The organism is Rhodococcus shunpengi, assembly GCF_048381395.1.
GTDB lineage: Bacteria > Actinomycetota > Actinomycetes > Mycobacteriales > Mycobacteriaceae > Rhodococcus.
Map to the genome: position 1 here is coordinate 1 of NZ_JBLWIU010000029.1, position 25,631 is coordinate 25,631.

Here is a 25,631-nt window from a genome sequence, read left to right on the forward strand (position 1 = left end):
ATGTACAACGAACTACTCGCGAACATCGCGATTCTGGTCCTGGCCGGATTCGTCGGTTTCGCCGTCATCTCCAAGGTGCCGAACACGCTGCACACGCCGCTGATGTCGGGCACCAACGCCATCCACGGCATCGTCGTGCTCGGCGCGCTCGTCGTGCTCGGTCACCTCCCCGGTGATGCCCACTGGGGCATCAAGATCATCCTGTTCGTCGCTCTGGTCTTCGGCACCCTGAACGTCGTCGGTGGCTTCGTCGTCACCGACCGCATGCTCGGGATGTTCAAGCAGCGCAAGGACTCCCCGGCTGCACAGAAGAAGGGGGCTGACGCCTGATGGGCTACCTCGTCTCGGTCCTGTACATCATCGCCTTCGCGATGTTCATCTACGGTCTGTCGGGTCTGACCGGCCCGAAGACCGCCGTGCGCGGCAACTACATCGCCGCCGTCGGTATGGTCATCGCGGTCGTCGCGGTGCTCATCGACATCCGGGAGACGGAGAACTGGGGTCTGATCATCGGCGGTCTGGCCGTCGGCATCATCCTCGGCGTCCCGCCGGCACTGAAAACCAAGATGACGGCGATGCCGCAGCTGGTCGCGCTGTTCAACGGCGTCGGTGGTGGCACCGTCGCGCTCATCGCGTGGGCCGAATATCTCGAGTCCACCAGCTTCACCACGCTCGACGACGACCCGACCGTGGTCATGATCGTCGGTTCGCTGTTCGCCGCGATCATCGGTTCGATCTCGTTCTGGGGTTCGCTCGTCGCCTTCGCGAAGCTGCAGGAACTGCTGAACAAGAATCTCGAGAAGAAGCTGGTCGCGTCGGCGAAGCTGTTCCAGCTCGCCAACATCGTCCTCGTCCTCGCGTCGATCGCCATCGCCGTCTACATCGGCATCAGCGCCGACGGTGAGCCGCTGGCCTCGTGGTGGATCCTGGCGCTGCTCGTCGCCGCCGGCCTGATGGGTCTGTTCGTCGTGCTGCCGATCGGCGGCGCCGACATGCCGGTGGTCATCTCGCTGCTCAACGCCCTGACCGGTCTGTCGGCAGCCGCTGCCGGTCTCGCACTGAACAACCAGGCCATGATCGTCGCCGGCATGATCGTCGGCGCCTCGGGCACCATCCTGACCAACCTCATGGCCAAGGCCATGAACCGGTCGATCCCCGCGATCGTCTTCGGCGCCTTCGGCGGTGGCGAGGCGGCCGCGGGTGTGGCCTCGGCGTCGGGTGGCACGGTCAAGGCCACCTCGGCCTCGGACGCCGCCATCCAGATGGCGTACGCCAACCAGGTCATCGTCGTGCCCGGCTACGGTCTGGCCGTCGCGCAGGCGCAGCACGCCGTCAAGGAGATGGCGGCACTGCTCGAGGACCGCGGTGTCGAGGTCAAGTACGCGATCCACCCGGTCGCCGGTCGTATGCCCGGCCACATGAACGTCCTGCTCGCCGAGGCCGACGTCGAATACGACGCGATGAAGGAGATGGACGACATCAACGGCGAGTTCAGCCGCACCGATGTCACCATCGTCATCGGCGCGAACGACGTCACCAACCCGGCTGCCCGACTGGACTCGTCGAGCCCGATCTACGGCATGCCGATCCTCAACGTCGACCAGTCGAAGTCGGTCATCGTGCTCAAGCGCTCGATGAGCTCCGGTTACGCCGGTATCGACAACCCGCTGTTCACCGCCGACAACACGTCGATGCTGTTCGGTGACGCGAAGAAGATGGTCTCGGAGGTCACCGAGGAACTGAAGGCCCTGTAGGCCTTCCGGACCTGTCGCTGCTCCCTTACGGCGCCCACGCGGATCACCGCGTGGGCGCCGTCGGCGTCAGGGCGGCCACGCTCACCTAGTTGTCGGCAACGAGCATGGGCACGGGATCGCCGAGGAAAGCGCCGATCGTCGCGAGTGCCCGTCCCGCCTGCTCCCCGTCGACGAGCCGATGATCGAACGACAGCGACAACGTGACCACTTTGCGGATCGCAAGAGCACCGTCCACCACCCACGGGCGATCGGAGATCGCACCGACGGCGAGGATCGCCGACTCGCCGGGATTGAGGATCGGTGTTCCCCCGTCCACCCCGAACACCCCGACGTTCGTCACCGAGACCGTCGAACCCGTCAGCTCGGACGGCGTGGAGCGACCCGTCCGCGCGCGGTCGGCGACCTCGGCGATCGACCGGGCCAGGTGCGGCAACGACAGGCGCTGGGCCTCCCGGACCACCGGGACCTTCAGGCCGTCGGAGGTCGCGGTGGCGATCCCGAGATGCACGTCGTGATGGAGCACGATCTCACCTGCGTCGTCGTCCCAGTGCGCGTTGAGCGACGGTTCGGCCGCGATCGCGTGCAACAGCGCGCGGGAGACGATGCTCAGCGCCGTCGGACGGACGCCTTCGAAGGCCGGCGACGCGCGCAGGGTCGACACCAGATCGACGGTGGCAGTCGCGTCGCACGTGAGGAAGACACTCGCGTGCGGGGCGGTGAAGGCGCTGCGGGAGACGGCCTCGGCGGTCCTCTTGCGCACCCCTCCTACGGGTATCCGCGTGGTCCTCTCGGGGGAGGGCGCACGGGCGGGTGGGCGTGATTGTCCGGCGGTGGGTTCCTCGCCGTGCCCGGCGGTGGTTTCCTCGCCGTGCCCGGCGGTGGGTTCTTCGCCGTGCCCGGCGGTGCGCCGCACGTCGTCGCGTGTGATCACCCCACCTCGGCCGGTGCCCGTCACCGTGTCAAGATCCACCTCGAGGAGGGCTGCGAGTTTGCGTGCGCCGGGCTTCGCGTCGGGTCGTGCAGGTGGGGTGTCGCCGTCGCTGTCCCGCCCGGTGTCCGCCGAGGTACGGCGGGTCGCGCGCCTGCTCTGCGGGGCGTCGCCGGGGCCGTAACCGACGAGCACCGACGGTCGGGACGGGACGCCGCTGTCACCGGTCGGTTCGGCGGGTCCGTCCTCGGTGACGATCCGCAGCAGAGGTGCCCCGACCGGCACCGTCTGCCCTGGTTCGACCAGCAGTTCCTCGACCGTGCCGGCATAGGGCGACGGCAGTTCCACCGTGGCCTTGGCGGTTTCGACCTCCCCGATGACCTGGTTGAGTTCGACGCGATCGCCGACCGCGACGGCCCACTGCACCCAGTCCGCTTCGGTGAGTCCCTCACCGAGATCCGGGAGACGGAATTCCTGTACTGCACGTGTGGGATTCGTCATCGCTGCGCCTCACGCTGCGAGTGCGCGGTCGACCGCATCGAGGATGCGATCCGGGTCGGGACGGTGATGGGATTCGAGTTTGGCCGGAGGATAGGGGATGTCGAATCCGCCGACCCGCAGGACCGGTGCCTCGAGCTGGTAGAAGCACCGCTCGGTCGTGCGGGCGGCGATCTCGGCGCCGATGCCGCAGAAGACCGGCGCCTCCTGCACGACGACGAGTCGGCCGGTCCGTCGCACCGAGGCCTCGATCGTGTCGAAGTCGATGGGGGACAGCGACCTCAGATCGACGACCTCGAGCGAATGCCCTTCCGTCTCGGCGATCTCGGCTGCGCGCAACGCCGTGCCGACCAGCGCACCGAAGGTCACGACCGTCGCGTCGGAACCGGACCGGACGACCCGCGCGGATGTGAGCGGGAGGTCGGGGGCGGTGTCCGTGTCGACCTCACCGCGTTCCCAGTAGCGGTGCTTCGGCTCGAGGAAGATCACCGGATCGTCGAGTGCGACGGCCTGCTGGATCATCCAGTACGCGTCGGACGGAGTGCTCGGGCTCACGACCCGCAGACCCGCGGTGTGGGTGAAGTACACCTCCGGTGATTCCGAATGGTGTTCGACCGCACCGATGCCGCCGCCGTAGGGGATCCGGACGGTCAACGGGGCCACCACGGCACCGGCGGTGCGGTAGTGGATCTTCGCGACCTGCGAGACGATCTGGTCGAAGGCCGGGTAGACGAAGCCGTCGAACTGGATCTCGCACACGGGCCGATAGCCGCGCAGCGCCATTCCGAAGGCCGTTCCCACGATCCCGGATTCGGCGAGGGGAGTGTCGATCACGCGGCCCTCACCGAAGTCCTTCTGCAGGGTGTCGGTGATGCGGAAGACGCCGCCGAGTGTGCCGACGTCCTCGCCCATGATGACGACCTTGGGGTCGTGTTCGAGTGCGCGGCGGAGTCCGGCGTTGAGGGCGCCGCCGAGGGTCATCGTCGTGGTGGTCATCGTCGCGCCTCCTCCTCTGCGGGGCCGAAACTCGCCAGATACTCGGCGTAGTCCGCACGTTCCTGTTCGACGAGCGGATGCTCGGTGGCGTAGACGTGGTCGAACAGGGCATCGGGTTCGGGGTCGGGCATCTCGAGCGTGCCGCGCCGGAGCCGCATCGCGGCCTCGTCGGCGGCCGACCGGACCTCGTCGAAGAAGTCCTCGTCGGCGTGCCCCTCGCGTTCGAGCAGTCGGCGCAGCCGATCGATGGGATCGCGTGCCTTCCACTCCTCGAGATCGGCGGGTGTGCGGTAGCGGGTGGGGTCGTCGGAGGTCGTGTGCGGACCCATACGGTAGGTGAGGGCCTCGATGAAGAACGGGCCGGCACCCTCGCGGGCATGCCGGACGGCACGCCGAGTCACCGCCAGGACCGCGAGGACGTCGTTGCCGTCGACCTGCACGGCCGGCATCCCGAATCCGGCAGCGCGCCCTGCGAGGGGGACAGGGCTCTGCACGTGGGTGGGCGCGCTGATCGCCCAGTGGTTGTTCTGGCAGATGAACACCACGCCGACGCCCCAGCTGACGGAGAAGACCATCGCCTCCGAGATGTCGCCCTGGCTCGTGGCGCCGTCTCCGAAGTACACGACGGTGGCGATCTCGGCTCCGTCGAGCTTCGCGCCCATCGCGTAACCGGTGGCGTGCAGGCCCTGGGCTCCGACGACGATCGCGGGGTTGGTGGTGGCGACCGTCTTCGGATCCCATCCGGACAGTCCGCACCCACGCCACAGGCGTGTCATGTCGGCGGGATCGACACCGCGGCACAACGCGACGGCGTGCTCACGGTAGCTGGTGAAGACGTAGTCGTCGGGCGCGAGTGCCCGGGCGGAGCCGACCTGCGCGGCCTCCTGGCCCTGGAGCGGCGCCCAGAGGCCGAGTTCACCCTGCCGTTGGAGGGCCGTCGCCTCTGCGTCGATGCGTCGCGCGACGACCATGTCGCGGTAGAGCCCGCGCAGTTCGTCGGGGCCGACGTCGGCGACGAGTGGGCCGTACTCGGTGTCGAGGACGCGTCGCCCGTCGGGTTGGATCAACTGGACCGGATAGGCGGTCGGTACAACCATCGGATCACCTCGTCGGTGCGGATCCGGCGTGCCCTCGTGAGGCCCGACCGGATGATGTGTGCCGTACATCACATCATCCGGGCGAATCGCGCGTGCGCAATCGGTCCGCCTCCGACTGTGCAGAAAGCACGGTTTCGGGGTGCCCCGAGCTGGCAGACTGCGAAGAATGACCAGTCTGGATGCCACCGATGCGCGTCTGCTCCTCGAGCTCACACGCACACCGCGCGCCACGGGAGTCGAGCTGGCGCAGCGTCTCGGGTTGTCCCGCAACACCGTCCAGGCGCGCCTGGCCCGATGGGAGGCCGAGGGTGTGCTCGCCTCGTTCGACCGGCGCGTGGATCCCGTCAGCCTGGGCTATCCGCTCGCCGCCTACGTGGCCACCCGGGTCGATCAGCACCGTCTCGACGAGGTCGTCGACGAACTCGCGCAGATCCCCGAGGTCACCGAGGTCTACGGGCTGACCGGGCAGATCGACCTGTCGGTGAAGGTGGTCGCCCGCGACGCCGACGACCTCTACCGGCTCGCGGGCCGCATCCTGAAGATCCGCGGCGTCGAACGCACCGACATGTCGTTGGTCATGCAGGACCTCGTCCCGCAGCGCACGTCTCCGCTGCTGGCCCGGGCGGCCGGGCGCAGCGGAGACGAGACGGCGTAGAGCGTCAGCGGCCCGCGTTCGGGGTGGCCAGCTGTGCGGCGGCCTTGCGGATCTGATCGGGGATCGGGACGGGGCGGCGCGTCTGCGGGTCGACGTAGACGTGGACGAACCGGCCGGTCGCGGCGGGGATCAGGGTGTCGTCGGCCTCCCGGAAGATTGCGAGCGAATAGGTGATCGACTGTGTGCCCAGGCGTTCGACCGCCAGTCCGACCTGCAGGCGGTCGGGGAAGGACAGTTCGGCGAGATAACGGCAGGAGGTCTCGGCCACGACCCCGATCGCGTCGAGTTCGCGGATGTCGACACCGGTGGTGGAGATGAGCCACCCGTTGACCGCCGAGTCGAAGTACGAGTAGTACGTGACGTTGTTGACGTGGCCGTAATGGTCGTTGTCGGCCCAGCGCGTCTGCATGGGCCACAACACCGGGAACTGCTCCGGCTCAGGCGGGGCGGCTGGGCTCGTCGGTTGGCGGTTGCTCACGTCTCGACGATAGTGCTCTCGGCACGGCAAATCAGACCAACCCCCACGCCAATCCCGAACCGAGACGCAAAACCCTCGAATCGGACGTGTACAGGGCGTGTTCGCCGCTGGGTCGTCCCAGCGCGCGCGGCGTGTCGCCGCAAAGCCGGAACGGCATGTGCCGTTCGTGTCAGGATCGGGTCATGTCCGATACCCCCGTTCTCCTCTCCACCGTCGAACTCGCCGAGATGATCGAGCAGGGCCGGTCGCCGGTGATACTCGACGTCCGCTGGGCGCTCGGCGACAGACACGGACGGGACCGGTTCCACGAAGGGCACATCAGCGGCGCGGTCTACGTCGACCTGGACGAGGATCTCGCCGATCCGCCCGCCCCGGGGCTCGGCCGTCATCCGCTGCCCGACATCGACCGATTCCAGGCCACCGCACGCCGGTGGGGGATCGACGACGGTGCTCTGGTCGTCGCATACGACGACAGTGGTGATCTCGCCGCGGCCCGCGCCTGGTGGCTGTTGCGCTGGGCCGGGCACTCCGAGGTGCGGCTGCTCGACGGCGGACTGCAGGCGTGGATCGCCGGCGGGCACCCTCTCGCCGCAGGTCCGGGCGGCGAGAAGAAACCGGGCAACGTGACGTTGAGTCCCGGCCACATGCCCACGATCGGTCCCGACGAGGCCGCGGCCTTCGCGACCCACGGAGTCCTGCTCGATGCGCGGGCCCACGCGCGGTACTGCGGCGACGAGGAGCCGGTGGACCGCCGGGCGGGGCACATTCCCGGGGCGGTCAGCGCGCCGACCACCGAGAACCTCCGCCAGGACGGTTCGTTCCTGCCCGCGGATCAGATCGCGCACCGCTTCTCGAAGCTGGGTGTGAAGCGCACCGACGTCGCCGTGTACTGCGGATCGGGAATCAACGCCGCACACGAGATCGCCGCGCTGGAGATCGCGGGCATCGACGCCGCCCTGTATCCGGGCTCGTGGTCGCAATGGTCGGCGGATCCGAAGCGGGAGGTCGCCACCGGCAGTTGAGCGATCCGCCGGCCGATGCGCAGTTCTCGTCGACGATTCGCGAGATCGCCGACGAGAACTGCACGCCGGAGCCGGCCGCGAATGGGACACCCCGGAGTATCCCGGAGAAACGCCCGGTAAATTAACGCAAATGAAGCATTTCGCCCGAGGCCGTACGACGATCACCGTAGGTGCTGCAGTCCTGGCGACCCTGCTCGCCGCACCGACCGTATCGGCCGCGCCGGTGCCGGCCGATACGGCACCGTCCCACTGCGTATCCGCCACTCCCCAGGCCGAGATCGCCGCACTGACCGATCCCGCGGGAATCGACACCTTCGACGACGCCCGCACCCGGATCGCCGAGCTGCGCGACCTCCTCACCCGCAGCGACGACTACCGTGGCACGTTCGTCCTCGCCTTCGACGAGATCCTCGAACTCACCGGCCCGACCCTCGACTCCGGGATCTACGACGATCCCGAATGGGCGTCCGCGCTCGCCGTCGAAGTGGTGCGTCTCTACCTGGCGAATCTGCACGAGTACGTGACCGGCGGGTCGCCGGCGCCGCACTGGGCGGACGCGCTCGCGCTCACCGAACAGTGCGACCGCAGCCCCGGTCGCGTGTTGCTCGGCGCGATCGTCGCCCACCTGGTGGTCGACTTCCCGGAAGCGCTCGTGACCATCGGATCGACGCCCGAGCACACCCGCGATTTCTACACCTTCGGTGAAGCGCTCGTCGATGCTGCACCCGTGATCGCCGAGGAGTTCGAGGCGGTCTACGGCGTCGACCTCGGCCCGTTCTTCACCGGCTGGTTCGTCGGCGACCTGGTGGGCGACACCGAGACCACCACGTTCATGTTCCAGTCGGCACGAACAGCCGCGTGGGTCAACAACTTCGGTCTGCAGAACCCCGCCACGCACGACATCACCCGCCTCGAGATGAACGTCGCGGTCGACGCTGCCGCCGTGGTGCTCGACGGTCTCGAGCAGGCCGGAATCGTCTGACGACGGGGTCGTCCTCGGTTCCCGCCGTTCAGGAACGGGAGTACTCCGACGCGCGGCGCACCTGCTCGCGCGTCGGAGCCACCCCCGTGTAGAGCTCGAACTGCAGCGCCGCCTGCAGCGCGATGACCTCGTCGCCCGTGATCGCCGGGATGTCGTGCTCGCGGGCGAACCGGACGAGCGGGGTGTCCGGCGGGACGGCCACGACGTCGAAGACCGTCGCCGCTGCGGCGACGAAGTCGTGGGGGAGCGGCAGGTCGCCCGATTCGGCGCCGCCCGCCATCCCGATCGGAGTGGCGTTGACGATCAGCCCGGGTGCGACGTCGCTCGTGTCGGCGCGCCATTCGTAGCCGTACTTGCGTGCGAGCGGTCGTCCGGTGTCCCCGTTGCGCGCGACGATCGTCCCGTCGGTGAATCCGTTGTGGCGCAGCGCCGCTGTCACCGCCTTCGCCATGCCGCCGCTGCCCACCACCGTGACCGGCAGGGCGGAGTCGACGCCGTGCTCGACAAGCAGGTCGCTCACCGCCTGATAGTCGGTGTTGTAGGCGTGCAGGACGCCGTCGTCGTTGACGATCGTGTTCACGGACTCGATGGCCCGCGCCGAATCGTGTAGCACGTCGACGAGGGGCAGCACGGCTTCCTTGAACGGCATAGACACTCCCGCGCCGCGGATGCCCAGGCCGCGTATCCCCGCCACGGCGTCCTCGATGTTCGCGGGCGCGAACGCCTTGTAGACGAAGTCGAGGCCGAGTTCCTCGTAGAGATGGTTGTGGAACCGGGTGCCGATGTTGCTGGGGCGGCCGGACATCGAGATGCACAGCCGGGTGTCCTTGGAGATGCGCTCGAGCATTTCCTCACCGTAGTCCCGACACACACGGAAACATCGATGTTCCCGGACGAACATGCTGTTCTCGCAACGAAGAATGAGATACTGTCCGATGCATGGGAGACGATCTGGGTGCAGGTGGACTGAGATTCGAACGGGAAGGCGCGATCGGATGGTGCATCATCGACCGGCCCGCAGCACGCAACGCGTTCACCCCGGCGATGTACTACGGGCTCAAACGTGCGGTGCGACTGGTCAATTCCGATCCCGACCTCGCAGCCCTCGTCATCACCGGTGTCGACGACGTCTTCGCGCCCGGTGGTGATCTCGGCGGTCGCGCCGAACCCGGCGACGACCTGCCCGAGGGCCTCTCGGGAGTGGACGTCGTCCCGTTCCTGACCATCCGCGACAGTCGCGCCCCCGTCATCTCCGCCGTCAACGGCATCTGCCAGGCCGGGGGACTGCTGGTCGCGATGATGTCCGACATCGCGGTCGCCAGCGAACGCGCGACCTTCCGTGTCCCCGAACTCCTCCGGGGCATCCCCGACGCGACCTTCGCCGCCGCGCTGCCCGCGCACGTCGGTCTCGCCGCCGCCCGCGACCTGCTGTTGTCGGCGCGGGTCTTCGACGCCCACGAGGCGCAGCGCCTGGGTGTCATCTCCCGCGTCGTCCCGCACGAACACCTGCGCGAGGCCGCACTCGAGGCCGCCCGGCAAGTTCTGCGCACCGCACCCATCGCGCGCGCCCAGGTCAAGCGCATGCTCAACGAGCGCTACGGACAGTTCGACTACCAGACGATGTTCGGGGCACTCGAGACCTCACCCGAACCCCGCGAAGGGATGCGGGCGTTCATGGAGAAGCGCGAACCCGACTGGATCCCGCGCAACCTCCCCGCCTGAGCGGTGTCACGGGCACGACTCCGCCGCGCCGGTGTCACTGGCACGACTCCGTCGCGCCGATGTCACGGGCACGACTCCGCCGCGCCCACCAAGGCGCGGTGGTCGTCGACCGTGATCGGCAACGCATAGCGCACCGCGACGGTCAGGTACCGGCCGGCGAACCAGCAGCGGTAACCGGGAGCCGGTGGCAGCCACTGCGCCGGTGTGCCGTCGCGCTTGTCGAGGTTGGCCTGCCCGTCGACGGCGACGAGGTTGTAGGTGATGTCGTTCGCGAACCGGCGCCGACGTTCGGCGGGCCATGCGGCGGCACCGAGATCCCAGGCCGCGGCGAGCGGATAGATGTGATCGATGTGCACGGCGTTCGCCTCGGCACGCCGGAACTCCACGCGCGCCCCGGTATACGGATCGTTCAGGACCCCACTCGTCACGACACAGTCGTCGCTACCGGCGCGGAAGGTGGGAGAGGCGAGGTCGCGCGCGAGGACGTTGTTGCGGGTGTCGCAACCGTCGTGCCCGCCGGCACCGGGGTGGTCGTCGGACCAGGCCGGACCGAACACGCATCGCTCGCCCGGGTCGCAGCCCCGCTGATAGCCGGGCACCTTCCGGCGCTCCTCGACCACCGTCACCTGCTCGAGCAGGACGTGCACCTCGGCTCGGGTGGGGCTGCCCGGTACCGTCCCGGACCCCGGCGCGGTGCGGTCCCACAACCAGGACACCGCCACCGCGACCACCACTGCCGCCACCCACCACGTCGCGTTCCCCCCACGCACGCGGCGATCCTGGCATGCCCTGCCGACAGGATCCTCGGGACAGAGCGATACGGAGCGGAGTGATTCAGGGGAATGTGACGACGATCTTCCCGCCGGCGTGCCCGGACTCGACGAGTTCCAGCGCAGCCCCGGCCTCGGCGAGCGGGAAGGTCCGCGCGATGCGCGGCATGAGGACACCACGCTCGACGAGCGCCACGACCTGCTCGAACACCTCCCGGGTCCGGCACCGCGTGATTCCCGAACCGCCCAGATTCTCCGCGCGTACAGGGTCGGCGACACTCACGACCCGTTCCGGCGCCCGCGTCAGCGCGACCGCCCGCTCGAGTACGTCGCCACCGACGAGGTCGACGACCGCGGTCACCGCCCCGCACCGTTCCGCGGTGGCCGCGACTCGCGCGTCGAACCCGTCGCCGGACTCGATCCACAGTCCGCCGCACGATTCGACGAGATCCCGTTTCCCCGCGCTCGCCACGCCGAGCACGGCGGCACCTGCGGCGTGCGCGAGCTGCGTCGTCGCCGACCCGACGCCACCACCGGCACCCAGGACGAGGACGGTGTCCGCGTCGACGATCTCGAGGTGCTCGACGATGTCGAAGGCCGTGCCGGCCGCGACCGGGAGGGTCGCCGCCACCTCGAACGGCACCGACTCGGGCACGAGCGCGGCAGCCCGCGCGTCGACCAGGGTGTACTCGGCGTAGCCGCCGTAGCCCTCCGCGGTGGCCCCGAAGACGGCGTCGCCCGGCCGGAAGCCGGTGTCCGGACCGGAGGCTTCCACCACACCCGCGACCTCCCGGCCGAGGACCGCCGGGAAGTGCACCGTGACGCTGCCTGTGCGCCGTCCGGACCGCACCTTCCAGTCGGCGGGATTCACGCCCGCTGCCCGGACCGCCACGAGGAGCTGCCCCGGACCGGGCGATGGGACGGGGGTGTCGAACAGCTGCTGTGTCTCCGGACCGCCGTACTCCACGAAGCCGTATGCGCGTGCCCTGGGACCCAGCCTGCCATCGGGGTCGGGTGCGGCTGGCACGATAGTGGGCATGTTGCACGGGCTGTGGTCACCGGGATCCGGCCTGATGCTGTGGTGGGACCCCACCGCAGAGCCCGATCCCGACGCGCTGCCGTCTGCGCTGCGCCGGTGGATCGACCGTCCGTTCCGCCATCGCGTCACCCTCACCTTCCCCACGGACACCGAGCCGAGCACGCTGCCCGCCGTCGCGGTCGCACCGGCGGACGCAGCCGAGCTCCTGTTGGACATGCCGCGGCGTCCCGGGGGCGTCGGCGGCGACCTGCGCTATCTCGCGCACGTCGCCCGCGGCATCGAGAGGTGGGCGCAGGCCGGCCGGGTCGCACCGGAGCTCGTGCGTGTCGAGAAGCAGTGGTGGGCGCGGTGGCGACTGCTCGGCGGCGAGAAGACGCGGGCCTGGTCCGCCGAACTGGCGGCCGCGATGTCTCCCGCGCAGCGACAACTCGGACGGCCCGTCGATCTCCTCGACGATCTGTGCCGCGAACTGACCGATCCCATCGTGCGCACCCTCCACGGCTCGTCCACCTCGTTGCACCCTCTCGTCGCGGCGTTGGCCGAGGGCAGTCCCCATCCCCGTGGCACCCAGCGCATGGCCGATGCGCTCGAGGAATGGCGCTCCAGCCTCGCCGGATACGAACCCGACCTCGTGCTGCGCCTCGTCGAGCCGGACGACGCCGACGACGGGGTCGGAGCCGACTCCATCTGGCGGCTCGAGGTGTGCCTGCGTCCGGAGGGACAGTCCCCGACGCCGTTGCCCGTCGAGGACACCGACCCGCACCTGCTCCAGATCGGCGTGCGCAAGCTCGGGATTGCGCTCCAGGCCTATCCCCGCCTGCAGGACGTGCCCCGCGATCCCGACAGTCTCGACCTTCTGCTGCCCACCCCGGTCGTCGTCGATCTCGTCGAGCACGGCGCCCGAGAGCTCGACGCCGCGGGCATCGCGGTGCTGCTGCCGCGCGCCTGGACCCGGGTCGATCCGTCCCTGCGTCTGCAGGTCGACTCGCCCGTCGCCCCCGTGAGCGCCGACGACAGCGTCGTCGGGATGAGCGCGATCGTCTCGTACGAATGGCAGCTCGCCGTCGGCGACATGTTGCTCACCCAGTCGGAGATGGAAGAGCTCGTCGCGGCCAACAGCGACCTGGTCAAGCTGCGCGGCAAGTGGGTCCGGGCCGACGCCGAGGCGCTGGCCCGCGCCGCCCGGTACGTCACGGCGCATTCCGCCGAGGACGCGACCCTCGGGTCGTTGTTCGCCCAGTTCACCGGCGACGATGCGCCGCCGGCGGAGGTCACCGAGATCTCCGCGTCCGGCTGGGTCGAGATGCTGCTCGACGGGCAGGCCCACCCAGAGTCCGTCCCCGTACCGGTGGGACTGAACGCCGAACTACGTCCCTACCAGCAGCGCGGCCTCGATTGGCTTGCGTTCATGAGCAGGCTCGGTCTCGGCGCCGTGCTCGCCGACGACATGGGCCTGGGCAAGACCATCCAGGTCCTCGCGCTGCTCGCCCACGAACGCGAGTCGGGCCTGCGGAACGCTCCGACCCTGCTCGTCTGCCCGATGTCGGTGGTGGGCAACTGGCAGCGTGAGGCCGAACGGTTCGTGCCCGACCTGCGGGTGCACGTCCACCACGGTGCCCAGCGGCTGAGCGGACCGGCACTCGCCGCCGCTGCCGCCGACCACGATCTCGTGGTGACGACCTACGCCATCGCTGCCCGCGACGTCGCGCAGCTCGCGACGTCGACCTGGCAACGCGTGGTCCTCGACGAGGCCCAGCACGTGAAGAACACCGCGACCGCGCAGTCCCGCGCCACGCGCGCCGTGCCCGCGGCGCACCGGATCGCGCTCACCGGCACACCGGTGGAGAACCGGCTCGAGGAACTGCGCGCGATCCTGGACTTCGCGAATCCGTCCCTGCTCGGCAGCGCGGCGTCCTTCCGTGCCCGGTTCGCGGTGCCGATCGAGCGCGACCACGACGCCGTCGCCGCGGCGCGGTTGCGGGCGCTGTCCGCTCCGTTCGTGATGCGCCGCGTCAAGACCGACCCCGACGTGATCTCCGATCTGCCCGAGAAGTTCGAGCAGACCGTGCGCGCCAACCTCACGGCCGAGCAGGCCGCCCTGTACCGGGCCGTCGTGGACGACATGATGCGCCGGATCCGCGACAAGGAGGGCATGGCCCGCAAGGGTGCGGTGCTCGCGGCGCTGACCCGACTCAAGCAGGTGTGCAACCACCCCGCGCACTATCTGGGCGACGGCTCGCCCGTCCTGCGTCGCGGACGGCACCGCTCGGGCAAACTCGGTCTGGTCGAGGACATCGTCGAGTCGGTGCTGGCGGACGGCGAGAAGGTGTTGCTGTTCACACAGTTCCGCGAGTTCGGTGAGCTCGTCGTCCCCTATCTCGAGGAGCGGTTCGCGACGACGGTGCCCTTCCTGCACGGGGGAGTGTCCAAGGGTCGGCGCGACGCGATGGTCGACGGCTTCCAGGGTGAGGGCGGACCGCCCATCATGGTGCTCTCGCTCAAGGCGGGCGGCACCGGACTGAACCTCACCGCAGCCAACCACGTCGTGCATCTCGACCGGTGGTGGAATCCGGCGGTGGAGAACCAGGCCACCGACCGCGCGTTCCGGATCGGGCAGCGCCGCGACGTCCAGGTCCGCAAGCTCGTCTGTGTGGGAACGGTGGAGGAGCGTATCGACGAGATGCTCACCGGCAAGCAGGAACTGGCCGAGATCGTGGTCGGGGCGGGGGAGAACTGGATCACCGAGCTGTCCACCGATCAGCTGCACTCCCTGCTCACCCTCGGCGACGACGCGGTGGGGGACTAGATGGCACGGGGCAACGTACGCCGCTACGGCACGGCCCGCCGGATCGACGGCGGCATCGAGGCGCGCACCAAGCGGGGCTCGATCGGCCGCAGCTGGTGGTCGAAGGAACTGATCTCGGCGATGGAGGAGGTCGCCGAGAAGGGGCGACTGACGCGGGGCCGTGCGTATGCGCGCGCCGGCCAGGTGATCTCCATGCGGCTCGGACCCGGCGCGGCCGTCGGCGACGTGCAGGGCAGTCAGCTCACTCCCTTCACCTCGGCGGTGCGGGTGCGCACGCTCGACCAGGAGGCGGTGGGCGAACTCGTCTCGCTCGTCCGCTCGTCGCCGGGCATGCTGGCGCGACTCGCGGCAGGCATCCTTCCCGAGGAACTCGGATCGGCCCTCCTCCCGCGACGCGCAGGTGAACTCGATTTCGACTGCACCTGCCCCGACGACGGGTGGCCCTGCAAGCACGCCGCGGCCGTCGCCTACCTGCTCGCAGAACACGTCGACGACCAACCGCTCGCGGTTCTGACCCTGCGCGGGGTGGACCTCGCGACGCTGATCGGCGGTGTCGACGATGCGGACGCCGACGACGACGCGGCCGCGGCGCAGGACTTCTACGGCGACGACACCGAGTTGCCCGAGCTGCCCACGGAACGGTTCCGTCCCGCGCTCGAGGACCTCGATCCGATGCTGTTGCGCCGCGCGTTGCGGGCCGGCGGAACCGACGAAGCCGTGGTCATCCGGGGGATCACCGACCTCGAGGATCTCTACCGCCGCATGCGCTGACCTCGGTCGGTCGTCGGTGGTTGTGCCGTCCGTCCCCGGGGTATGCCGCCCGTGAAGGTGACGGCTCCGGTCGCGCCACCGACAGCACATGCCACGAGTGGAGGATTCATGCGGACACCGGAAGCATCGTCGACAGCGCGGGAGAACGCCGAACGTGCGGTCGAGGCGGTCCAGGACGAGGCCGACACCTATCGGAACGGGGAGGATCGGCCCCTCGGCGGATATGCGGTGCTCATGTCCGTGTACCTCACCACCGTCGGCACGCTCGGCGCCGTCGCGGCCGAGCGCGGGCGGCCGATGCCGAGGCCCGATGCCGGCGATCTCGTGGTGACCGCGCTCGCAAGCCACAAGATCTCCCGGATCGTGAGCAAGGCGGCGGTGACCAGCCCCGTCCGCGCACCGTTCACGAAGTTCGACGGCCCCGGTGGTCCGGCCGAGGTGATGGAGCAGCCCCGCAAGTCGTCGCGGGTCCGTCACGCCGTCGGGGAACTGCTGGCGTGCCCCTTCTGCCTCGACCTGTGGACCGTGACGGCGCTGGTCTTCGGCCGTGTCTACGCTCCGAATCTCACGCGTCTGGTGGCGGGGTCGTTCGCGGCGTTGACCGGAGCCGACTTCCTGCACCTGGCGTACGCGAAGGCGCAGCAGATCGCCGAGGGCTGATCGACCTCTCGTCAGGGGTGCCGGCCGATCCGGTTCGGTGTGACGGTAGACATACGTGGACTTCCAACTATAGGATGGGCGAAGACTTCGGGCCTTCGCCCGTTCGCGCCGAAAATCGCACATCCCACGTCATCGCACACCAGTAAAGGACGGGATCGGACATGAGCGTTCGAGAATTGACCCACTTCGTCGGCGGACAGCACGTCGCCGGCACCTCCGGCCGCTTCGCCGACGTCTTCGCCCCCAACACCGGAGAGGTCCAGGCCCGCGTGCCGCTCGCGGCCGACTCCGAGGTCGACGCCGTCATCGCCAACGCCGCCGAGGCGCAGAAGGTGTGGGCGTCCTGGAATCCTCAGAAGCGCGTGCGCGTGCTCATGAAGTTCGTGTACCTGGTGCAGGAGAACATGGACGAGCTCGCCCACCTGCTGTCGAGCGAGCACGGCAAGACCGTCCCCGACGCGAAGGGCGACATCCAGCGCGGCCTCGAGGTGATCGAGGTCGCCATCGGCGCCCCGCATCTCCTCAAGGGTGAGTACACCGAGTCCGCAGGCGGCGGAATCGACGTGTACTCGATGCGTCAGCCCCTCGGTGTCGTCGCCGGGATCACCCCGTTCAACTTCCCGGCCATGATCCCGCTGTGGAAGGCCGGCCCGGCGCTCGCTGCCGGAAACGCGTTCGTGCTCAAGCCTTCCGAGCGCGACCCCTCCGTGCCGCTCCGTCTGGCCGAGCTGTTCCTCGAGGCCGGCCTGCCCGCCGGTGTGTTCAACGTCGTCAACGGCGACAAGAGCGCCGTCGACTACCTGCTCAACGACCCGCGCATCAAGGCGATCGGCTTCGTCGGTTCGACCCCCATCGCGCAGTACATCTACGAGACGGCCGCGAAGAACGGCAAGCGCGCACAGTGCTTCGGTGGTGCGAAGAACCACGCGATCGTCATGCCCGACGCCGACCTCGACCAGGTCGCGGACGCACTCGTCGGCGCCGCCTACGGCTCGGCCGGTGAGCGCTGCATGGCGCTGTCCGTGGCTGTCCCCGTGGGCGAGGAGACCGCGGATCGCCTCGTCGCCAAGCTCACCGAGCGCATCGCCGAACTGCGTATCGGCACCAGCTTCGACGAGAAGGCCGACTTCGGTCCGCTCGTGACCGCCGCCGCCCGCGACCGCGTGCACGGCTACATCGCCCAGGGCGTCGAGGAAGGCGCCGAGCTGGTCGTCGACGGCCGCGACTTCGTCCTCGAAGGTCACGAGAACGGCTTCTTCTCCGGCGCAACCCTGTTCGACAAGGTCACCCCCGAGATGTCCATCTACAAGGAGGAGATCTTCGGCCCCGTGCTCACCGTGGTGCGTGCGCGTGACTACGAGGACGCCCTGCGCCTGCCCACAGAGCACGAGTACGGCAACGGCGTCGCGATCTTCACCCGCGACGGCGACACCGCCCGCGACTTCGCGGCCCGCGTCGAGGTCGGCATGGTCGGCATCAACGTCCCGATCCCCGTTCCGATCGCGTACTACACCTTCGGTGGCTGGAAGGCCTCCGGCTTCGGCGACCTCAACCAGCACGGCCCCGACGCCTTCCGCTTCTACACCAAGACCAAGACGGTCACGCAGCGCTGGCCGTCCGGTGTCAAGGAAGGCGACATCGAGGGTGCGCACGTGGCCGACACCGACCACTTCGTCATCCCGACGATGAACTAGGCGGTCCATCGATGTTCGTTCTCACCGACGACGACCGGGCGATCCGCGACACCGCCCGCGACTTCGCCACCGAGTATCTGGTCCCGAACGCGGTCGAATGGGACCAGAGCAAGCACTTCCCCGTGGACGTGCTGCGCAAGGCCGCCGAACTGGGCATGGGCGGGATCTACGTCCGCGAGGACGTGGGCGGATCGGGGCTGCGACGCCTCGACTCCGTCCGCATCTTCGAGGAGCTCGCGAAGGGCTGCCCGTCCATCGCCGCCTACATCTCCATCCACAACATGGTCACGTGGATGATCGACAAGTTCGGCAACGACGACCAGCGCAAGCAGTGGATCCCGAAGCTCTGCACGATGGAGCACCTCGCGAGCTACTGCCTCACCGAGCCGGGCGCCGGATCCGACGCAGCGGCCCTGAGCACCAAGGCCGTTCGTGACGGCGACGAGTACGTGCTCACCGGAGTCAAGCAGTTCATCTCCGGCGCCGGCACGTCCGACGTCTACGTGGTCATGGCCCGCACCGGCGACACCGGCGCCCGCGGCATCTCGGCGTTCATCGTCCCGAAGGACACCCCCGGGCTGTCCTTCGGCGCCAACGAGAAGAAGATGGGCTGGAACGCGCAGCCCACGCGCCAGGTCATCCTCGACGGCGCCCGCGTGCCCGCCGAGAACCTCCTCGGCGCCGAGGGCGGCGGCTTCCGGATCGCCATGCACGGCCTCAACGGCGGCCGCATCAACATCGCCGCGTGCTCGGTGGGCGGCGGCCAGACCGCCCTCGACCGGGCGGTCGCCTACCTCGCCGAGCGCAAGGCATTCGGCGAACGGTTGCTCGACTCGCAGGCGCTGCAGTTCCGCCTCGCCGACATGCGGATCGAACTCGAGGCCGCACGCACGATGCTGTGGCGTGCCGCCGACGCGCTCGACCGCGGCGCCGACGACGTCGTGGAGCTGTGCGCGATGGCCAAGCGCTTCGCGACCGACACCGGTTTCGAGGTCGCGAACGAGGCGCTGCAGTTGCACGGCGGATACGGTTACCTTGCCGAGTACGGGATCGAGAAGATCGTGCGCGACCTGCGCGTGCATCAGATCCTGGAAGGAACCAACGAGATCATGCGGGTGGTCGTCGCGCGGAGCGTGGTGGCTGCAGCGCAGAACGGAGCGGCATGACCGGGCAGGAACCCGAGATCCTCATCGACGTGAAGGACGGCATCGGCCGTATCACGCTCAACCGGCCCAAGGCCATCAACGCGCTCAACCACGCCATGGTCCTCGAGATGTCGAAGGCCCTGAGCGCGTGGGAGAACGACGATTCGGTGCGTGCGGTGCTGGTGCGCGGTGCCGGTGAGCGCGGCCTGTGCGCCGGCGGCGACATCGTCTCGATCTACCACGACGCCAAGGACGGCGGCACGGGGTCGCAGGACTTCTGGCGCGACGAGTACATCCTCAACGCCGCCATCGGTCGCTACCCGAAGCCGTACATCGCGATCATGGACGGCATCGTCATGGGCGGCGGCGTCGGGATCTCGGCGCACGGCAACGTCCGGATCGTCACCGAACGCTCGAGCATCGCGATGCCCGAGACCGGAATCGGATTCGTTCCCGACGTCGGCGGCACCTACCTGCTCTCGCGCACCCCCGGCGAGATCGGCACGCACATCGCGCTGACCACCGGACGGATGAAGGCCGGCGACGCCGTCGCTCTGGGCTTCGCCGACCATTACCTGCCGTCCGAGTCGCTCGACAAGTTCGTCGCCGCACTCGAATCCGGCTCGCTCGAGGACGCGCTCGCCGAGTACTCGCAGCCCGCACCGGAATCGGCGCTGCTCGCGCAGCGCGAGTGGATCGACGCGGCCTACTCCGCCGACACCGTCGAGGAGATCGTCGAACGCCTTCGGGCTTCCGATGTTCCGGAGGCGCGCGAGACCGCCGACCAGGTAATCGCGAAATCGCCTGTCGCGCTGAAGGTGACCCTCCGCTCGCTGCGTCACGCCCGGCAGCTCGGCAGCCTCGAAGAGGTGCTGAACGAGGAGTTCCGGGTCTCGACCGCCTCGCTGAAGTCGCACGATCTCGTCGAGGGCATCCGCGCACAGGTCGTCGACAAGGACCGCAACCCGCAGTGGTCGCCGGCGACCCTCGCCGATGTCACCGAGGCCGACGTCGACGCCTACTTCCAGCCGCTCGGCGATCTCGAACTCGGGCTCGCCGCTCCCAAGGAGAACGACCGATGAGTGAACTTCCCACCGTCGCCTTCCTCGGCCTCGGACACATGGGCGGGCCGATGGCCGCGAACCTCGTCCGCGCCGGGTACACCGTCAACGGTTACGACCCTGTTCCCGCTGCGCAGGAAGAGGCCACGAAGAACGGCATCACCGTCGCCGAGGCCGCGACCGACGCGGTGCGCGGCGCCCAGGTCGTGATCACCATGCTGCCCAACGGCAAGCTCGTCCTCGACCTGTACGACGAGATCCTGCCCGTAGCCGAGGCGAACACGTTGTTCGTCGACAGCTCGACCATCGACGTCGCCGATGCCCGCGCGGCGGCGGAGAAGGCGCAGAAGGCCGGTCACCGTGCCGTCGACGCCCCGGTCTCCGGAGGTGTCGCCGGTGCCGCCGCAGGCACCCTCGCGTTCATGGTCGGCGGCAGCGAGGACGACTTCGTGACCGTGAAGCCTCTGCTCGAGGCCATGGGACGCAAGATCGTCCACTGCGGCGGGTCGGGCAACGGCCAGGCCGCGAAGATCTGCAACAACATGATCCTGGGCATCTCGATGATCGCCATCAGCGAGGCGTTCGTCCTCGGTGAGAAGCTGGGCCTCGACAACCAGGCACTGTTCGACGTCGCGTCCAACGCGTCCGGTCAGTGCTGGGCGCTGACGAGCAACTGCCCGGTGCCGGGTCCCGTCCCGACCACCCCCGCGAACAACGACTACACGCCGGGCTTCGCGGCCGCGCTCATGGACAAGGATCTCGGACTGGCCGCGAACGCGGTGCGGGCCAACGGTGTCGAGGCCGAACTCGGGCTGCGTGCAGCCGAGCTCTACCATCGTTTCAACACTGAGGGTGGTGGAGGACTCGACTTCTCCGCCATCATCACCGACATCCGAGACCGCTCGACCGCGAAGGACAGCCAGTGACCGATTTCGAGACCATCCTGCTCGACCGCAAGGGTCGCGTCGGCATCGTCACCCTCAACCGGCCGAAGGCGCTCAACGCCCTCAACAGCCAGTTGATGCGTGAGGTCGTCGCCGCCGTCGAGGAACTCGACGCGGACGACGAGATCGGTGCGATCCTGCTCACCGGCTCGGAGAAGGCATTCGCCGCCGGCGCCGACATCAAGGAGATGGCTCCGAAGACCTTCGCCGAGGTCTACGCGGAAGACCTGTTCTCGCAGTGGGATCGGCTCTCGTCCGTCCGAAAACCGATCGTCGCTGCGGTGTCGGGCTACGCGCTCGGCGGCGGTTGCGAACTGGCGATGCTGTGCGACTTCATCATCGCGTCCGACACCGCCAAGTTCGGTCAGCCCGAGATCAAGCTCGGCGTCATCCCGGGCATCGGCGGATCGCAGCGTCTCACCCGCGCCGTGGGCAAGGCCAAGGCCATGGACATGTGCCTGACCGGCCGCAACATGGACGCCGAGGAGGCCGAGCGCGCCGGACTCGTCTCGCGCATCGTTCCCGCCGCGGACCTGTTCGACGTGGCGCTCGAGACGGCGACGACCATCGCGTCGATGTCGCTGCCGGTCGCGATCATGGCGAAGGAGGCCGTCAACCGGTCCTTCGAGACGACGCTGGCCGAGGGCGTGAAGTTCGAGCGCCGCGTGTTCCATTCGACGTTCGCCACCGCCGACCAGAAGGAAGGCATGGCGGCCTTCGTCGAGAAGCGCGCGCCGGAGTTCAAGCACGCCTGACCCGCACCACCCGTATACGACGGAGGGCCGCCCCGAACGGGGCGGCCCTCCTCGTTTCTCGGCCGTCTCTCGCGCCTCACCACTTGGAAGGCGCACCGCCGGTGTCGAAGTCGCCGGCGTCGTGCCGCATCGTCGCGATGATGCGCAGCAGTGTGTCGATGTGCTCCTCGGGAATGCCGGGTCGGGCGAAGACCTCCGTGTTGAGTTTCTCGGTCGCCTGGATCGCCAATGCCCGTCCCTCCTCGGTGAGTTCGATGAGGGTGGCCCGTCGATCGCTCGGATGCGGGGTACGCCGGACCAGTCCGGCCTTCTCGAGGCGGTCGACTGCGTTGGTGACGCTGGTGGGGTGCACCTGCAGGCGCGCGCTGGCCTTCGCCATCGGCAACGCTCCCGACCTGGTGAAATGCAGCAGCGTGAGGAGTTCGTAGCGCGCGAAGGTCAGGCCGAAGGGCTTGAGCACCTCCTCGACCCGCGCCATCATGATCTGCTGCGCTCGCATCACCGAGGTGACCGCGGCCATGCCGTCGGCGACTTCGCCCCAGCCGTGGGCGGTCCACTGGCGGTGGGCTTCGGCGATGGGGTCGAGGGGGAGTGGTGCGGGCATGCCTCCATCATCCCACGGACGAACGCGCAGGTAGTCAGGGCACACCGGTTTCCGGTGCCTTTCCTGCCGGGTTCAGCGGTACGCGTAGTCGCGGAAACGTTCGTCGACCTCGCCCACACTCAGCCCGAACTCCTCGAGCGTGTACCGGTGCGCGGGTTTCCTTGCCCCGCTGCGGCTTTCTTCGTGCAGGTCGGCCATCGCACGTTCGGCCTCCGCGGTGAACGGCAGACCGAACCGGTCGTACAGGCCGCCGACGGTGCCGAGCGGATCGGCGACGAAATCTCGGTAGTCCACATCGACGAAACGGGCGGGATCGTGCCGGCGGCGCACCTCGGTGAAATGATCGAAACCTCGTGCCCAGAGGTCGAGCTGGCTGCGCCCGATCGTCTCGCCGACGAACGCGTCGGACCATCCCTCGGTGGCCTGCGCCGCGAGGCTGCACACCGACGGGATCACGGTGCGCGGATCGCGATGGGTGACGACGACGAGCGCGTCCGGATACACCGTGAGCAGTTCGTCCAGTGCGAACAGATGACTGGGATTCTTGAGCACCCACCGCTTGTCGGCGTCCGGCAGTCCGATGAGCTGCAGGTTCCTCCGATGCCGGGCATACGCCGCGGTCCAGTCCTGCTCCGCGAGCCACTGCGAATAGGTGGGCAGGTGGGCGAGGCACTCGTAGGAGATCGAGCGGAACGACTGGCGCAGCAACTGCCAGCATTCCTCGACCTCGGCGGCCGACATGTAGTGCACACCCATGAATTCGGGATGCTCGACGTGGTGCTGCGCGAATCCGGCCTCGATACCGGCGAAGACCGGGTTCTCCGCCCAGGTCTCGCGAGGAGGTCGCGGTTGCGGCATCTCGGTCAGCCACATCTCGAGCCCCTGATGGGCGGGATCCGCGGCGAGCAGGCGATGCAGTGCCGTCGTGCCGGTGCGGGGCAGACCGGTGACGAAGATCGGCCGGGTGATCGGGACGTCGGCGTGCTCGGGACGGGCGGCCCAGGCCGATTCCGACAGCAACCGCGCCACGAGGGCACCGCGCAGGAAGACCCGCGACATCTTGCTGCCGAGCGGGGTGAGCTTCTCGTCCCGCGCATACGATTCGAGCAGGACCTCGAGCCCGTCCCGGTAGTCGTCGTCGCCGAAATCGGTCAGGCCCGTCAAGCGGGTCGCGGAGGCGTGCAGATCCTCGACGGTGCCGACGGTGGTGCGTTCGCTCATGTGCTGTCCCGTTCAGTGGTGGTATTCGCCGCAGTTGACGTCGAGGCATTGGCCGGTGATCGCCGACGCCATCGGCGAGGCCAGGAAGATCACCGCATCCGCGATCTCCTCGGTGGTGGGGAGACGCTTCAGATCGGAGGCGGCGGCGGTGTGCTCGTAGATCTGTTCGACGGTGGTGCCGTACTTTCCGGCCTGGTGTTCGAAGTAGCCCTGCAGGATCGGACCCCAGATGTAGCCCGGCGCAACGGAGTTCACGCGGACTCCCTGCGGTCCGAGTTCGGTCGCCAGGGACTGCGACATCGCCAGCAACGCCGACTTCGCGAGCTTGTAACTGCCATAACGTTCCTGGGAGTGCCGCAGCACCATCGAGTTGATGTTGACCACCGCGCCGGCCGACTCGGCGAGGGCGGGGGTGAACAACTGCGTGAGCCGCAGCGCGCCGAGGACGGTGAGTTCCATGCTGTCCCGGATCTGCTGGAAGTCGGTGCGCGCCAGCGGTTTCATCGACGGAACGGAGAAGGCGTTGTTGACGAGCACGTCGACACACCCGAACTCCGAGACCGCCGTCTCGGCGAGTGCGGCGGCGGACCCGTCGTCGGTGATGTCGGTGGGCACGACCAGTGCTCGACGGCCTGTGCCCTCGATTTCCACCGCAACCTTCTCGAGTCGCTCCCGGGTCCGGGCGGCGAGCACCACGTCGGCGCCGTGTTCGGCGCACCGCAGCGCGAGCGTGCGACCCAGTCCCGGGCCGACACCGGAGATCACGACGACGCGGTCGCGGAGCAGTCCCGTTGCCGCGCTCATCCGAGCATCCGATCGGCGACGCCACGCTGGCGTTCCGCGATGCGCTGCGCCCAGGCCTCGGGGGTGATGCGGTTCGAACGGTGGAAGGGCAGGACCTCGGGGAGCCGGTCGAACGGCACCACCTCGGCGGTCGGACCGTCGGCTGCGGTGAGTCCGCGATCGAGGCGCTGCCAGCGGAACTGCAGGATCCCGCGGCTGCGGCCGAGGGTCTCGACCCAGTTGGTCAGCCCCGGATTGCGGGCCGAGACGACGATCCTGACCATCCCGTCAGGATCGACCTGCGCCTGACTGTTGTTCAAGGAGGTCTGGTGGTGGATGTAATCCAGGGAGATGTACCAGAGACTGCCGATCTGGAAGCCCAGATAGGGCGCGTCGCTCGCCGGGAGGGTCAGGACCATCGCCTCGTCGTCGCCGAGTTCGTAGTGCCCGACGGACGAGTACTGGGTGTCCAGACCGCCGGGGGTGCGGCGCGGTTCGGTGACCGTGTTCACCGGCAGCTTCAGATAGAACCACTCGGGGAACTGCAGCCAGGTCTTCACCCGCGAGACCAGCGCGCGACCGGCACGTTCGTAACGGGTGACCACGTCCTGGTGGGTGGGCTCGGGTGCGGGGGCGCCGAGGCTGTCGAGCCGGTGGATGCTCAGCGTGCCGCGGCGCTGCGTCCAGTCGCTGTAGACCTCGCGGACCACGAGCTGCGAAGAGCCGGGCGCGAGCGGGAAGTAGTTCCGTTCCGGGTCGCGTGGGCCGGGTCCGAACCGCACCTCGAAGGTGCCGTCGTCGGCGATGGTCAACGCGCGGTCGTCGAAGGCCGTGACGTTGCCGGGTACCTCGGCGTCGGTGTAGTTGCCGGCCAGCACCTGGAAGCTGAGATCGCAGGTCGTGCCTCGGCGCCCGGTGACGACATATTCGGCGTCGTCGCGGATCGACGCGCCCCAGTACAGGGTGTCGGGATTGTCGAGGCCCATCTTCGCGTAGGGGCCGGTGCCGGTGACGAAGACCGGGTGGGATCGGCTGTACGCGAAGGTGGCGTGGACGCACGCCGAGATCCCGCCCGCCAGATATCCGTATCCCTCGACGAGGTCCTGTTCGGTGCGGATGTGCGGGGCGGTGGCGACGAGTTTCTCGGCCTCGGCTATCGACGCGGTGAGCGGATCGGTGAGCACTGCGATCTCCTGTGGTCCAAATATGTACCGCTGCGGTAGTCTTCCGTTGCGCCGAGAGTAGA

General features: G+C 68.8%; 25 protein-coding genes. 14 read left to right on the forward strand and 11 right to left on the reverse strand.

What is annotated here, in order from left to right; translation table 11 throughout:
* Entirely contained in the window at window positions 1-330 is a 330-nt protein-coding gene (locus tag ACNJ7K_RS16875) for an NAD(P) transhydrogenase subunit alpha part 2 (RefSeq protein WP_006552916.1), read from the forward strand.
* Window positions 330-1,754, forward strand: a complete 1,425-nt coding sequence (locus tag ACNJ7K_RS16880) for an NAD(P)(+) transhydrogenase (Re/Si-specific) subunit beta (RefSeq protein ID WP_268655484.1) — start codon at window positions 330-332, stop codon at window positions 1,752-1,754. Before ACNJ7K_RS16875 ends, ACNJ7K_RS16880 begins: the two co-directional genes overlap by 1 nt.
* An 85-nt stretch (window positions 1,755-1,839) precedes the next feature.
* On the opposite strand, the gene ACNJ7K_RS16885 is transcribed toward ACNJ7K_RS16880, so the two are convergent.
* From ACNJ7K_RS16885 to pdhA, 3 genes are read right to left on the reverse strand one after another with little or no spacing between them, the layout of a single operon-like run.
* A complete protein-coding gene (locus ACNJ7K_RS16885) occupies window positions 1,840-3,183 on the reverse strand; it encodes a dihydrolipoamide acetyltransferase family protein (protein ID WP_159418726.1) in 1,344 nt (447 codons plus the stop codon).
* 9 nt (window positions 3,184-3,192) lie between these two features.
* Window positions 3,193-4,176, reverse strand: coding sequence for an alpha-ketoacid dehydrogenase subunit beta (locus ACNJ7K_RS16890; RefSeq protein WP_085469581.1), 984 nt, complete (start codon window positions 4,174-4,176; stop codon window positions 3,193-3,195).
* Window positions 4,173-5,273, reverse strand: coding sequence for a pyruvate dehydrogenase (acetyl-transferring) E1 component subunit alpha (gene pdhA, locus ACNJ7K_RS16895; protein ID WP_059383726.1), 1,101 nt, complete (start codon window positions 5,271-5,273; stop codon window positions 4,173-4,175). The genes ACNJ7K_RS16890 and pdhA overlap by 4 nt, the downstream gene beginning before the upstream one ends.
* 166 nt (window positions 5,274-5,439) lie before the next feature.
* On the opposite strand from pdhA, the gene ACNJ7K_RS16900 reads away from it, so the two are divergent.
* Window positions 5,440-5,928, forward strand: coding sequence for an Lrp/AsnC family transcriptional regulator (locus ACNJ7K_RS16900; protein ID WP_059383676.1), 489 nt, complete (start codon window positions 5,440-5,442; stop codon window positions 5,926-5,928).
* Between the two features lie 4 nt (window positions 5,929-5,932).
* Here the strand turns inward: ACNJ7K_RS16900 and ACNJ7K_RS16905 are convergent, their stop codons facing one another.
* Window positions 5,933-6,406, reverse strand: a complete 474-nt coding sequence (locus tag ACNJ7K_RS16905; RefSeq protein ID WP_024103679.1) for an acyl-CoA thioesterase — start codon at window positions 6,404-6,406, stop codon at window positions 5,933-5,935.
* A gap of 182 nt (window positions 6,407-6,588) precedes the next feature.
* Between ACNJ7K_RS16905 and ACNJ7K_RS16910 the strand changes: the two genes are divergently transcribed.
* Window positions 6,589-7,428, forward strand: a complete 840-nt coding sequence (locus tag ACNJ7K_RS16910; RefSeq protein WP_059383677.1) for a sulfurtransferase — start codon at window positions 6,589-6,591, stop codon at window positions 7,426-7,428.
* Between the two features lie 130 nt (window positions 7,429-7,558).
* On the forward strand, window positions 7,559-8,410 hold the full coding sequence (locus tag ACNJ7K_RS16915) for a DUF5995 family protein (protein ID WP_230792038.1): 852 nt from the start codon (window positions 7,559-7,561) through the stop codon (window positions 8,408-8,410).
* A gap of 28 nt (window positions 8,411-8,438) precedes the next feature.
* Here the strand turns inward: ACNJ7K_RS16915 and ACNJ7K_RS16920 are convergent, their stop codons facing one another.
* Entirely contained in the window at window positions 8,439-9,257 is an 819-nt protein-coding gene (locus tag ACNJ7K_RS16920) for a shikimate 5-dehydrogenase (RefSeq protein ID WP_487041968.1), read from the reverse strand.
* Between the two features lie 92 nt (window positions 9,258-9,349).
* Here ACNJ7K_RS16920 and ACNJ7K_RS16925 point away from each other — a divergent pair, with 92 nt between their 5' ends.
* Window positions 9,350-10,132, forward strand: a complete 783-nt coding sequence (locus ACNJ7K_RS16925) for an enoyl-CoA hydratase/isomerase family protein (protein ID WP_120282087.1) — start codon at window positions 9,350-9,352, stop codon at window positions 10,130-10,132.
* Window positions 10,133-10,194: 62 nt separating this feature from the next.
* Here ACNJ7K_RS16925 and ACNJ7K_RS16930 read toward each other — a convergent pair whose 3' ends face one another.
* Both ACNJ7K_RS16930 and ACNJ7K_RS16935 read right to left on the reverse strand, forming a co-directional pair.
* Entirely contained in the window at window positions 10,195-10,866 is a 672-nt protein-coding gene (locus ACNJ7K_RS16930) for an HNH endonuclease family protein (protein ID WP_120284131.1), read from the reverse strand.
* Between the two features lie 100 nt (window positions 10,867-10,966).
* The gene (locus ACNJ7K_RS16935; RefSeq protein WP_487041969.1) at window positions 10,967-11,941 is read right to left on the reverse strand and encodes an NADP-dependent oxidoreductase; all 975 of its coding nucleotides are present in this window, start codon (window positions 11,939-11,941) and stop codon (window positions 10,967-10,969) included.
* Between ACNJ7K_RS16935 and ACNJ7K_RS16940 the strand changes: the two genes are divergently transcribed.
* From ACNJ7K_RS16940 to ACNJ7K_RS16975, 8 genes are all read left to right on the forward strand, one after another.
* Complete coding sequence (locus tag ACNJ7K_RS16940; RefSeq protein ID WP_487041970.1) at window positions 11,940-14,747, forward strand: DEAD/DEAH box helicase; 2,808 nt, start codon at window positions 11,940-11,942, stop codon at window positions 14,745-14,747. The two genes, ACNJ7K_RS16935 and ACNJ7K_RS16940, sit on opposite strands and share 2 nt — an antisense overlap.
* Window positions 14,748-15,518, forward strand: a complete 771-nt coding sequence (locus ACNJ7K_RS16945; protein ID WP_487041971.1) for an SWIM zinc finger family protein — start codon at window positions 14,748-14,750, stop codon at window positions 15,516-15,518.
* A 108-nt stretch (window positions 15,519-15,626) separates the two neighbouring features.
* Entirely contained in the window at window positions 15,627-16,178 is a 552-nt protein-coding gene (locus tag ACNJ7K_RS16950) for a DUF1360 domain-containing protein (RefSeq protein ID WP_120282090.1), read from the forward strand.
* Window positions 16,179-16,339: 161 nt separating this feature from the next.
* Window positions 16,340-17,872 carry a CoA-acylating methylmalonate-semialdehyde dehydrogenase gene (locus ACNJ7K_RS16955; RefSeq protein ID WP_120282091.1) on the forward strand — a complete coding sequence of 511 codons (1,533 nt, stop codon included), beginning with the start codon at window positions 16,340-16,342 and terminating at the stop codon, window positions 17,870-17,872.
* A gap of 11 nt (window positions 17,873-17,883) precedes the next feature.
* On the forward strand, window positions 17,884-19,038 hold the full coding sequence (locus ACNJ7K_RS16960; protein ID WP_159418720.1) for an isobutyryl-CoA dehydrogenase: 1,155 nt from the start codon (window positions 17,884-17,886) through the stop codon (window positions 19,036-19,038).
* A complete protein-coding gene (locus ACNJ7K_RS16965) occupies window positions 19,035-20,099 on the forward strand; it encodes an enoyl-CoA hydratase/isomerase family protein (RefSeq protein WP_230792041.1) in 1,065 nt (354 codons plus the stop codon). The genes ACNJ7K_RS16960 and ACNJ7K_RS16965 overlap by 4 nt, the downstream gene beginning before the upstream one ends.
* A complete protein-coding gene (gene mmsB, locus ACNJ7K_RS16970) occupies window positions 20,096-21,004 on the forward strand; it encodes a 3-hydroxyisobutyrate dehydrogenase (RefSeq protein WP_159418718.1) in 909 nt (302 codons plus the stop codon). The genes ACNJ7K_RS16965 and mmsB overlap by 4 nt, the downstream gene beginning before the upstream one ends.
* Window positions 21,001-21,777 (forward strand): enoyl-CoA hydratase, encoded by a 777-nt coding sequence (locus tag ACNJ7K_RS16975; protein WP_060654796.1) that lies wholly within the window; start codon window positions 21,001-21,003, stop codon window positions 21,775-21,777. The genes mmsB and ACNJ7K_RS16975 overlap by 4 nt, the downstream gene beginning before the upstream one ends.
* Before the next feature lie 76 nt (window positions 21,778-21,853).
* Here ACNJ7K_RS16975 and ACNJ7K_RS16980 read toward each other — a convergent pair whose 3' ends face one another.
* From ACNJ7K_RS16980 to ACNJ7K_RS16995, 4 genes are all read right to left on the reverse strand, one after another.
* Window positions 21,854-22,381, reverse strand: coding sequence for a MarR family winged helix-turn-helix transcriptional regulator (locus ACNJ7K_RS16980; protein ID WP_159418717.1), 528 nt, complete (start codon window positions 22,379-22,381; stop codon window positions 21,854-21,856).
* Between the two features lie 72 nt (window positions 22,382-22,453).
* A complete protein-coding gene (locus ACNJ7K_RS16985) occupies window positions 22,454-23,602 on the reverse strand; it encodes a sulfotransferase family protein (RefSeq protein ID WP_159418716.1) in 1,149 nt (382 codons plus the stop codon).
* A 12-nt stretch (window positions 23,603-23,614) separates the two neighbouring features.
* Entirely contained in the window at window positions 23,615-24,406 is a 792-nt protein-coding gene (locus ACNJ7K_RS16990; RefSeq protein WP_159418715.1) for an SDR family oxidoreductase, read from the reverse strand.
* The gene (locus tag ACNJ7K_RS16995; RefSeq protein WP_159418714.1) at window positions 24,403-25,569 is read right to left on the reverse strand and encodes a hypothetical protein; all 1,167 of its coding nucleotides are present in this window, start codon (window positions 25,567-25,569) and stop codon (window positions 24,403-24,405) included. The genes ACNJ7K_RS16990 and ACNJ7K_RS16995 overlap by 4 nt, the downstream gene beginning before the upstream one ends.
* Between the last annotated feature and the right edge of the window lie 62 nt (window positions 25,570-25,631).

Excerpts from the sequence above, each read along its gene's own strand:
- ACNJ7K_RS16885 (WP_159418726.1), bottom strand. The coding sequence starts at position 3,183 with ATGACGAATCCCACACGTGCAGTACAGGAATTCCGTCTCCCGGATCTC.
- ACNJ7K_RS16925 (WP_120282087.1), top strand. The coding sequence starts at position 9,350 with ATGGGAGACGATCTGGGTGCAGGTGGACTGAGATTCGAACGGGAAGGC.
- ACNJ7K_RS16985 (WP_159418716.1), bottom strand. The coding sequence starts at position 23,602 with ATGAGCGAACGCACCACCGTCGGCACCGTCGAGGATCTGCACGCCTCC.
- ACNJ7K_RS16915 (WP_230792038.1), top strand. The coding sequence starts at position 7,559 with ATGAAGCATTTCGCCCGAGGCCGTACGACGATCACCGTAGGTGCTGCA.
- ACNJ7K_RS16950 (WP_120282090.1), top strand. The coding sequence starts at position 15,627 with ATGCGGACACCGGAAGCATCGTCGACAGCGCGGGAGAACGCCGAACGT.
- ACNJ7K_RS16945 (WP_487041971.1), top strand. The coding sequence starts at position 14,748 with ATGGCACGGGGCAACGTACGCCGCTACGGCACGGCCCGCCGGATCGAC.
- ACNJ7K_RS16965 (WP_230792041.1), top strand. The coding sequence starts at position 19,035 with ATGACCGGGCAGGAACCCGAGATCCTCATCGACGTGAAGGACGGCATC.
- pdhA (WP_059383726.1), bottom strand. The coding sequence starts at position 5,273 with ATGGTTGTACCGACCGCCTATCCGGTCCAGTTGATCCAACCCGACGGG.
- ACNJ7K_RS16900 (WP_059383676.1), top strand. The coding sequence starts at position 5,440 with ATGACCAGTCTGGATGCCACCGATGCGCGTCTGCTCCTCGAGCTCACA.
- ACNJ7K_RS16960 (WP_159418720.1), top strand. The coding sequence starts at position 17,884 with ATGTTCGTTCTCACCGACGACGACCGGGCGATCCGCGACACCGCCCGC.
- ACNJ7K_RS16880 (WP_268655484.1), top strand. The coding sequence starts at position 330 with ATGGGCTACCTCGTCTCGGTCCTGTACATCATCGCCTTCGCGATGTTC.
- mmsB (WP_159418718.1), top strand. The coding sequence starts at position 20,096 with ATGAGTGAACTTCCCACCGTCGCCTTCCTCGGCCTCGGACACATGGGC.
- ACNJ7K_RS16990 (WP_159418715.1), bottom strand. The coding sequence starts at position 24,406 with ATGAGCGCGGCAACGGGACTGCTCCGCGACCGCGTCGTCGTGATCTCC.
- ACNJ7K_RS16890 (WP_085469581.1), bottom strand. The coding sequence starts at position 4,176 with ATGACCACCACGACGATGACCCTCGGCGGCGCCCTCAACGCCGGACTC.
- ACNJ7K_RS16875 (WP_006552916.1), top strand. The coding sequence starts at position 1 with ATGTACAACGAACTACTCGCGAACATCGCGATTCTGGTCCTGGCCGGA.
- ACNJ7K_RS16935 (WP_487041969.1), bottom strand. The coding sequence starts at position 11,941 with ATGCCCACTATCGTGCCAGCCGCACCCGACCCCGATGGCAGGCTGGGT.
- ACNJ7K_RS16910 (WP_059383677.1), top strand. The coding sequence starts at position 6,589 with ATGTCCGATACCCCCGTTCTCCTCTCCACCGTCGAACTCGCCGAGATG.
- ACNJ7K_RS16920 (WP_487041968.1), bottom strand. The coding sequence starts at position 9,257 with ATGCTCGAGCGCATCTCCAAGGACACCCGGCTGTGCATCTCGATGTCC.
- ACNJ7K_RS16955 (WP_120282091.1), top strand. The coding sequence starts at position 16,340 with ATGAGCGTTCGAGAATTGACCCACTTCGTCGGCGGACAGCACGTCGCC.
- ACNJ7K_RS16980 (WP_159418717.1), bottom strand. The coding sequence starts at position 22,381 with ATGCCCGCACCACTCCCCCTCGACCCCATCGCCGAAGCCCACCGCCAG.
- ACNJ7K_RS16940 (WP_487041970.1), top strand. The coding sequence starts at position 11,940 with ATGTTGCACGGGCTGTGGTCACCGGGATCCGGCCTGATGCTGTGGTGG.